Origin of the sequence: Kitasatospora putterlickiae (assembly GCF_039527695.1) — a bacterium.
GTDB classification, from domain to species: Bacteria; Actinomycetota; Actinomycetes; order Streptomycetales; family Streptomycetaceae; genus Kitasatospora; species Kitasatospora putterlickiae.
In genome coordinates this window covers 1,798-8,998 of sequence record NZ_BAAAKJ010000458.1, presented here as the reverse complement: position 1 = coordinate 8,998, position 7,201 = coordinate 1,798, and the positions used below count along the sequence as shown (strand labels likewise).

Sequence of the window (7,201 nt, the reverse complement as noted above, 5' to 3'; positions counted from 1 at the left end):
AGTACTTGCGGACGGTGGCGGCCTCGGCCAGCGCCAGCAGCGTCTCGCGGGCCCGCGCGTCCGCCAGCGGGGCCGCCTCCAGCGCGGTCAGCGCCTGGCGCAGCAGCTCCTCGATCCGCCGTTCCACCCGCTCCGGCGCGCCGCTGCGGGCCACCAGCTCGCGCAGCCCGGCGACCTCCTCGGGGGTCAGGTCCGGCGCGCCCAGCCGCTCGTCCAGGTGCCGCGCCTCGGCGGCCGGCAGACCCCGCATGGCGTGCGCGACCAGCAGCGTCCGCTTGCCCTCGCGCAGGTCGTCGCCGGCCGGCTTGCCGGTGACCGCCGGATCGCCGAACACGCCGAGCAGGTCGTCCCGCAGCTGGAACGCCTCGCCCAGCGGCAGGCCGAACGCCCCGTAGGCCTCCACCAGCCGGGGCGGGGCGCCCGCCAGCAGCGCGCCGACCTGCAGCGGTCGTTCGATCGTGTACTTGGCCGACTTGTAGTGCAGGACGGTCTGCGCGCGCTCCAGCGCGCCCTCGTCGGTGGAGTCCCCGGCGACCGGCTCCAGCACGTCCAGGTACTGGCCGACCATGACCTCGGTGCGCATCAGGTCGAACATCGGCTTGGCGGCCAGCACCGCCGCCGGGTCGAGGCCGGAGTTCAGGAACAGCTCGTCGCACCAGATCAGCAGCAGATCGCCGAGCAGTACCGCCGCCGAGGCGCCGTACTGCTCGCGGTCCCCGCGCCACCCGCGCTCGCGGTGCATCGCCTCGAAGCGGCGGTGCACGGACGGCAGGCCGCGGCGGGTGTCGCTGCGGTCCATGAGGTCGTCGTGGACCAGCGCGCTGGCCTGCAGCAGCTCCAGAGCCGCCGCCGCCCGGGCGATCCCCTCGCCGACCGCCGGGCCGCCGGCGCCGCGCCAGCCCCAGTAGCAGAACGCCGGTCGGAGCCGCTTGCCGCCGTCCAGCAGGAAGTCGCGCAGCGCTTCGGTGACCGGCTCCAGCTGCGGGGAGACCTTGCCGAGCAGGGCCGACTGGCCGTCCATGAAGCCGACGAGGGCGGCGTTGACGCGCTCGCGCACGTCCTCCACGTCAATCGGGTTGGCCGGCCGGTGGCTGGACGAGGTCACGATGGGACTCCGGAGGTAGCTGGGGTGCAGCGCAAGCGTATCCGCGTTGGAGGGGAACAGCCGTACGCACGGGCTCCGGCCGGTCGCGCGCTCCGGCGTTCGCCCGGAGTCCACCACTCGGCCATCCGGCGTCTCAGGAATTGGGACCGAGTTGTCCGTGCCCTTCCGCCGACGGCTAATCTGCCAGCATGGCACTCGGTATCGCTTCGACCAGACCGGACCGCGCACAGACGGTCCGCGACCTCCTGGCGGCCGGAAAGCGGTCCTTCTCCTTCGAGTTCATGCCGCCCCGCACCGAGGTCGGCGAGCAGCGGCTCTGGGACGCCATCCGGCGGCTGGAACCGCTCGATCCCAACTTCGTCTGCATGACGTACGGCGCCGGCGGCACCTCGCGCGAGCGCACGGTGAACATGGTCGGGCGGATCGCCACCGAGACCACGCTCACCCCGGTCGCCCACCTGACCGCCGTCGACCACTCGATCGCCGAGCTGCGCAACATCATCGGCCAGTACGCGGACCAGGGCGTGCGCAACGTCCTCGCGGTGCGCGGCGACCCGCCCGGCGACCCGATGGGCGAGTGGATCAGCCACCCGCAGGGCGTCACCTACGCGTACGAGCTGGTCGAGCTGATCAAGGGCATCGGCGACTTCTGCGTCGGCGTGGCGGCCTCGCCCAACATGCACCCGCGCTCGACCAACTGGGACGACGACATCCGGCACTTCGTGGCGAAGGTCCGCTCCGGTGCCGACTACGCCATCACCCAGATGTTCTTCGAGGTGGACGACTACCTGCGGCTGCGCGACCGGGTGGCGGCCGCCGGCTGCGAGACGCCGATCATCCCGGAGATCATGCCGGTCACCAACGCCAAGCAGCTGGAGCGGTTCCCGCAGCTGAGCGGCTCGGCCTTCCCGCCGGACCTGGAGGCCAGGCTGCGCGCGGTCGTCGACGACCCGGCGGCGCTGCGCGCGGTCGGCATGGAGCACGCCACCGCGATGTCCGAACGGCTGCTGGCGGAGGGCGTCCCCGGACTGCACTTCATCACGCTGAACCACTCGACGGCGACCCTGGAGATCTACCAGAACCTCGGTCTGCACCGGCGTTGAACCGCGGCGCGTCGCGTTCCCGCGGTGGCCGGGAACGCGATGCGGTACCCGGGCCGTTGAACCGGTACAGTCGCCGCACACGCGCGGCGGGCGCGGGCACGCGACTGGAGGTAGCGGGCGGGATGGGCATCGGATACCTGCTGCTGTACGTCGCGTTGGCGGTGGTGGCGCTCTGGCTGGTCGCCGAGCTGCTGTTCCAGAACCGGGCCCCGCTGCACTGGCGCGGCCTCGCGCTGGCCGGCTTCCTCGCGGTGGCCGGCGGGATGGCGATCGGCTCCGTGCCGGTGATCGGCGCGGGCGCCGCGCTGTTCGCGATCGGGCAGACCTTCGTGACGCTCTCGGTGAAGCGCGGGTACGCGGCCGGGTGGTCGCTGCGGGCCGCGGACGGGAGCCTGCCCGGGCCGCTGGCCAAGGTGCCGCTGCTCGGCGCGCTCACCGGCGGGGGAGCGGCGGTCGCCGCGACGGCGGTCGTGGTGGAGCAGGTCGGCGAGGTCGGCGCGGTCGAAGAGCCGCCGGCTCCCGTGGAGGAGACGGCTGTCGAGCAAACCGCCGCGTTCGCGATGCAGGAGCTGGCCGCCGACGGCGTGTACGCGGCGGCGTACTACGAGCAGCAGCAGACCGAGCTGCTCCACGCGGTTCCGCAGCAGGACGCCTACGCCGCCTACCAGGAGCCGCAGCCGCAGCAACAGCCGTACGGCTACGACCAGCAGCAGCACCAGCAGTGGCAGCCCGCCTTCGGCTACGACCAGACCTACGCCGCCTACCAGCAGCAGGAACCGTACGGCTACGACCAGCAGCCGCAGCCCGACCCCTACGCCGCCTACCAGCAGCCGCAGCAACAGCCGTACGGCTACGACCAGCAGCAGCACCAGCAACACCAGCAGTGGCAGCCCGAGCAGCCCGTCAACGGCATCCCCCAGCAGCCCCAGTACGACCAGTACGGCTACCAGCAGCACCCGCCCACCTGGCAGCAGCAGTCCTGAAGCCGCGCCTCCGCGCACCTGAACGCGGGGCCCGCACGACACGAAAAGTCGGCCGGCCCCACTCCACACGAGCCGCTCACGTACTCCAGGCACCGGCCGCCCGCAGGCGGCTCTATGCGCGTAGATTTGGCGGCGCATGGCGCCAAAAGCCGGCCGGCCCGACTTCTCGCGCCGGGGGCACCACCCGATTTCCAGCGCTCGCGCCGCCACGGGTGAAGCTCCCGCGCCCTGGAGTGGGAAGTCGGACCCGCCGACTTTCCACTCCGCACGGGTTGGCGCGGGCGTTTGCCCCAAGGGTGTCTATGCGCGTAGATAGCCTCGTGCGGCACGGAAAGTCGGCGGGTCCGACTTCTGGAGCCGAGGGCGCCGCCGCAACTTCCAGTCGCGAGCTGTGGAGTGGGAAGTCGACCGCTTCGACTTTCCACTCCGCGGGGTCGGCGAGTGGGGCTGCGCGGAGGGATCTACGCGCATAGATTCGCCCGGGAGGTCGGCGGGTCCGACTTCTCGCGCGGGGGGCCGCTCGTGACCATTAGTCCCGGGCCCGGGCCGCGGAGTGGGAAGTCGACCGCGCTGACTTTCCACTCCGTGACGGTCGGTGGATGTGTGGCGCCAGGGGGTTCCTGGTGGAGGCGTGGCGGCTTCTGGAGCGGGAAGTCGGCGGGTCCGACTTCTCGCGCCGGGGGCGCTCCTCGGAGTGGGAAGTCGGCCGGTCCGACTTCCTGCTCCGCCGGGGCTGGTGGGCGCGCGGGTCTCGGTGGGATCTATGCGCGTAGATTCGGGTCGCGTGGAGCAGGAAGTCGGGTGGGCCGACTTTTCGCGCTCGCTCTAGGCGGGGCCGATGAGGTTGGCGACGATGCAGGCGGACATGCCCACGCGGGCGAGGCCGCCGCCGGGGTGGGCGGCGCCGCCGGTGAGGTAGAGGCCGGGGTGGTCCTCGTTGGGGGCCTGGAGGAGGGAGCCGTCGAGGCCGGCGAGGGCCGGGGGCGGGACGGAGCCGAAGAAGGAGCCGGCGTCGCGTTCGGTGTGCTCGGGGGTGCGGACCACGCGCCAGAGCAGCCGCTCGCGCAGGTTCAGGCCGGCCGCGTCGACGTGGTCGAGCATCCGGTCGGCGAACGCGTCCGCCACTCCGGGGGCGCCCCAGTCGAGGTCCAGGGACGGGGTGGTCGCGGTCAGCACCACGGCCTCGTGCCCTTCCGGGTGCAGCGACGGGTCGTCCGGCCGCAGCACCTGGACGGTCGGCCGGTCGGTCAGCGGAGCGCCCGGGTCGAAGACGCCCGCCAGCTCGGCACCCGGGTCGCCGGCGTGCACCACCGTGCGGTGCGCCGTCCCCTCCGGGCGGGCGCCGCGCAGCGCGAGCAGGACGCTCACCCGCCCCGGTACGCCGTGCAGCCGCTCGGCGGCGGCGGGCCACTCGTCCGAGCTCTCGGCCGCGCTCATCCACTGGGTGTGCAGCACCCGGGCGTCGATCGAGGAGACCACGATGTCGGCGTCGATCCGGTCGCCCTTGGTCTGCACCCCGCACACCCGCCCGTCGCGGACGATCACCTTGGCGACCGGCGTCTCGAAGCGGAACTCCACCTTGCGCTGCTCGCAGCGGCGGTACACCGCGTCGGCCAGCGCGCGCAGGCCGCCCTTGACGTACCAGACGCCGAAGGACTGCTCCATGTACGGCAGCACGGTTGCCCCGGCGGGGGCGCTTCGCGGGTCGAGGCCGAACCGCAGCGCGTGTTCGTGCAGCAGGGCGGTCAGCCCCGGGTGCCCGCCGAGCTGCTCGGCGGCGACGTCGGCGAGCGTCCACTGGCGCGGGCCGCGCCGCCGGCCGAACAGGCCGCGCCGGGGCGGGCCGGGTACGGGGTACGGGTCGGTGTCCAGCGGTGACGGATCGGCGGGGAGCGGCTCCTCCAGCAGCGGGCGGCGGGTGGCCTCCCAGACCGTGCGGCCGTGGTTGAGCACCTCGGCCCACCGCTCGCCGGCGCCCGGTCCGAACGCCTGGTCGAGGGCCTGGATCACGCCGCCCCGGGAGGAGTTGGGCAGGGAGACGGCCGTCCTGTCGGGGAACAGGTGCCGGCTCTCCGGGTCGACCGGGCCGAGCTCGACCAGCTGTTCCAGCGGCTCGCGCCCGGTCTTCAGCGCGAGGTCGCGGTAGACGGCGGGCAGGGTGAGCAGTCCGGGGCCGGTGTCGAAGGCGAAACCGTCGCGCTCGTAGCGGCCGACCATGCCGCCGTAGGTGCGCCGTGCCTCGCAGACCGTCACCTTGTGCCCGAGGGTGGCCAGCCGGGAAGCCGCCGCGAGCCCGCTCATACCTGCGCCGATGATGACGATCCGTGCCATGGCCTCGATCCTAGGCGCGAGGGACGGGTCCCCCGGACACCGGGCGCCCGGCCCCCGCCCCCGCGGCCCGGGCGGCGCGGCGTTCGCGGCGCCGGGCGCGGAACGCGCGGATCCGGTTGATCGCGAACCACACCAGCAGGACGCCGACCAGCAGCAGGACGGTGGCGATCGAGGCGGCCAGCCACGGGTGGAAGATCGCCAGCGTGACCAGCCCGGCCACCGAGACGTCCTCGGCCAGCGAGACCACGATGTTGCTGGCCGGTTCGGGCGAGGTGTTCACCGCCATCCGCAGCGAGGCCTTCACCAGATGGCTGACCAGCGCCGTCGTGCCGCCCATCGCGCCGGCCGCGACCTCGCCCAGCGAACCCGGGTCGGTGGAGGCGATCAGCGCGCCGACGGTCGCGCCCGCGACCGGCCGGATCACCGTGTGGGCGACGTCCCAGACGCTGTCCACGTACGGGATCTTGTCGGCCACCGCCTCCAGCAGGAACAGCGCGCCGGCGGCGAGCAGCACATCGGTGCGTTCCAGGGCGGCCGGCACCGATTCGGCCCCGGCGAACCGGCCCAGCAGACCGAGCAGCAGCACCACCGCGTAGGCGTTGATCCCGCTCGCCAGTCCGCTGGTGAAGATCAGCGGGACGATCGTCATCCGTTTTCCCGTCCGTTCCTGCTCGCGTTCCGCGCCGGAGTCGGCCCGGCTCGCCGTACCGTACCGGGACGCCGCCGGCGGGAGCGGCGGTTCCCCGGCCGCGCGGTCTGAGTACGAATACTCAGACGAGCGATTGAGTACCTGCGCGGATGGCCTCCGACCTGCGCGGACGCCACAGTGGTGGCACCGGGAAGGCGGCGCTTCGGGCGCCCCGCCCCGGAGCCGGCCGGTGGCCGCGCACCGCCGGCACGGGGCTGCGGAGCGGGCCACGGGGGAGCCGGTACCAGGGGGGACCGGGGAGTTCCGAAGCGCCGTCCGTGGGGGGCGGCGCTTCGGCCGCCGGTCGGGCGGGGACCGGACCGGGCCCGATTGTCAGTGGTGCCGTTCACGATGGAGGGGCACGGACCACCCGGCCCGTGCGCTGCCTCGGAACGGGGGAGACCATGACCATCAGCCACCCCGAGCCCGTCACCGCCCGCCTCCACTCCGCCGCCTACCGACCGGGGAGCGCCGCGCGCTCCTCCGCCCACCGGCCGTCCGCCGGTGCCGACGTGCACCCGGTGCTGCGCCGGGCCGCCGCCCCGCCCGCCGCGCTGGACCTGCTCGCCGAGGCGCACCGCACCCTCGCCCGGGCCCGCACCCTGGAGGACCCGCTGGAGCGGTACGCCGCCGCGCACCTCGCGGCGCTGCGCACCGTCGCGGCGGTGCTCGCCGTGCGCGGGCGTCCGGAGAAGAGCGAACGGCGCCGCCGGGCGATCCGCAGCGCCTGGGAGGTCCTGCCCGAGGTGGCCCCCGAACTCGCCGAGTGGGCGCCGTACTTCGCGGCCGGAGCGCGCCGCCGGGCGGCGGCCGAGGCGGGTATCAGGGGCGCGGCCTCGGCCCGGGACGCGGACGACCTGGTCCGCAACTCCGCCCTGTTCCTCCGCCTGGTCGAGCGCCTGCTCGGCCTGCACGCCGCCCCGCCCGCCCCGCGCCTGCCGCTGGACGACGCGGACGGCGTGGGCCGCCGCGACGCGGTCGGCGGCGAGGG

The 7,201-nt window shown here is 74.1% G+C and carries 5 protein-coding genes and 1 pseudogene; 3 read left to right on the top strand and 3 right to left on the bottom strand.

Annotation, left to right across the window (positions count from 1 at the left end; translation table 11 throughout):
* Positions 1–1,105: polyprenyl synthetase family protein (locus tag ABD308_RS36735; protein ID WP_344344611.1), on the bottom strand; the 1,105-nt coding region annotated here is incomplete at its 3' end.
* Positions 1,106–1,293: 188 nt separating this feature from the next.
* Here ABD308_RS36735 and metF point away from each other — a divergent pair.
* Both metF and ABD308_RS36725 read left to right on the top strand, forming a co-directional pair.
* Positions 1,294–2,208 carry a methylenetetrahydrofolate reductase [NAD(P)H] gene (gene metF / locus ABD308_RS36730; protein WP_344344609.1) on the top strand — a complete coding sequence of 305 codons (915 nt, stop codon included), beginning with the start codon at positions 1,294–1,296 and terminating at the stop codon, positions 2,206–2,208.
* 122 nt (positions 2,209–2,330) lie between these two features.
* Positions 2,331–3,191, top strand: a complete 861-nt coding sequence (locus ABD308_RS36725) for a hypothetical protein (RefSeq protein WP_344344607.1) — start codon at positions 2,331–2,333, stop codon at positions 3,189–3,191.
* An 825-nt stretch (positions 3,192–4,016) separates the two neighbouring features.
* On the opposite strand, the gene ABD308_RS36720 is transcribed toward ABD308_RS36725, so the two are convergent.
* On the bottom strand, positions 4,017–5,522 hold the full coding sequence (locus tag ABD308_RS36720) for a phytoene desaturase family protein (protein ID WP_344344605.1): 1,506 nt from the start codon (positions 5,520–5,522) through the stop codon (positions 4,017–4,019).
* Positions 5,523–5,532: 10 nt separating this feature from the next.
* The gene (locus ABD308_RS36715; RefSeq protein WP_344344603.1) at positions 5,533–6,171 is read right to left on the bottom strand and encodes a DUF4126 domain-containing protein; all 639 of its coding nucleotides are present in this window, start codon (positions 6,169–6,171) and stop codon (positions 5,533–5,535) included.
* A 443-nt stretch (positions 6,172–6,614) separates the two neighbouring features.
* On the opposite strand from ABD308_RS36715, the pseudogene ABD308_RS36710 reads away from it, so the two are divergent.
* Positions 6,615–7,201 (top strand): annotated as a pseudogene (locus tag ABD308_RS36710) (SAV_6107 family HEPN domain-containing protein); the annotation flags it as partial.

Excerpts from the sequence above, each read along its gene's own strand:
- metF (WP_344344609.1), top strand. The coding sequence starts at position 1,294 with ATGGCACTCGGTATCGCTTCGACCAGACCGGACCGCGCACAGACGGTC.
- ABD308_RS36725 (WP_344344607.1), top strand. The coding sequence starts at position 2,331 with ATGGGCATCGGATACCTGCTGCTGTACGTCGCGTTGGCGGTGGTGGCG.
- ABD308_RS36720 (WP_344344605.1), bottom strand. The coding sequence starts at position 5,522 with ATGGCACGGATCGTCATCATCGGCGCAGGTATGAGCGGGCTCGCGGCG.
- ABD308_RS36715 (WP_344344603.1), bottom strand. The coding sequence starts at position 6,171 with ATGACGATCGTCCCGCTGATCTTCACCAGCGGACTGGCGAGCGGGATC.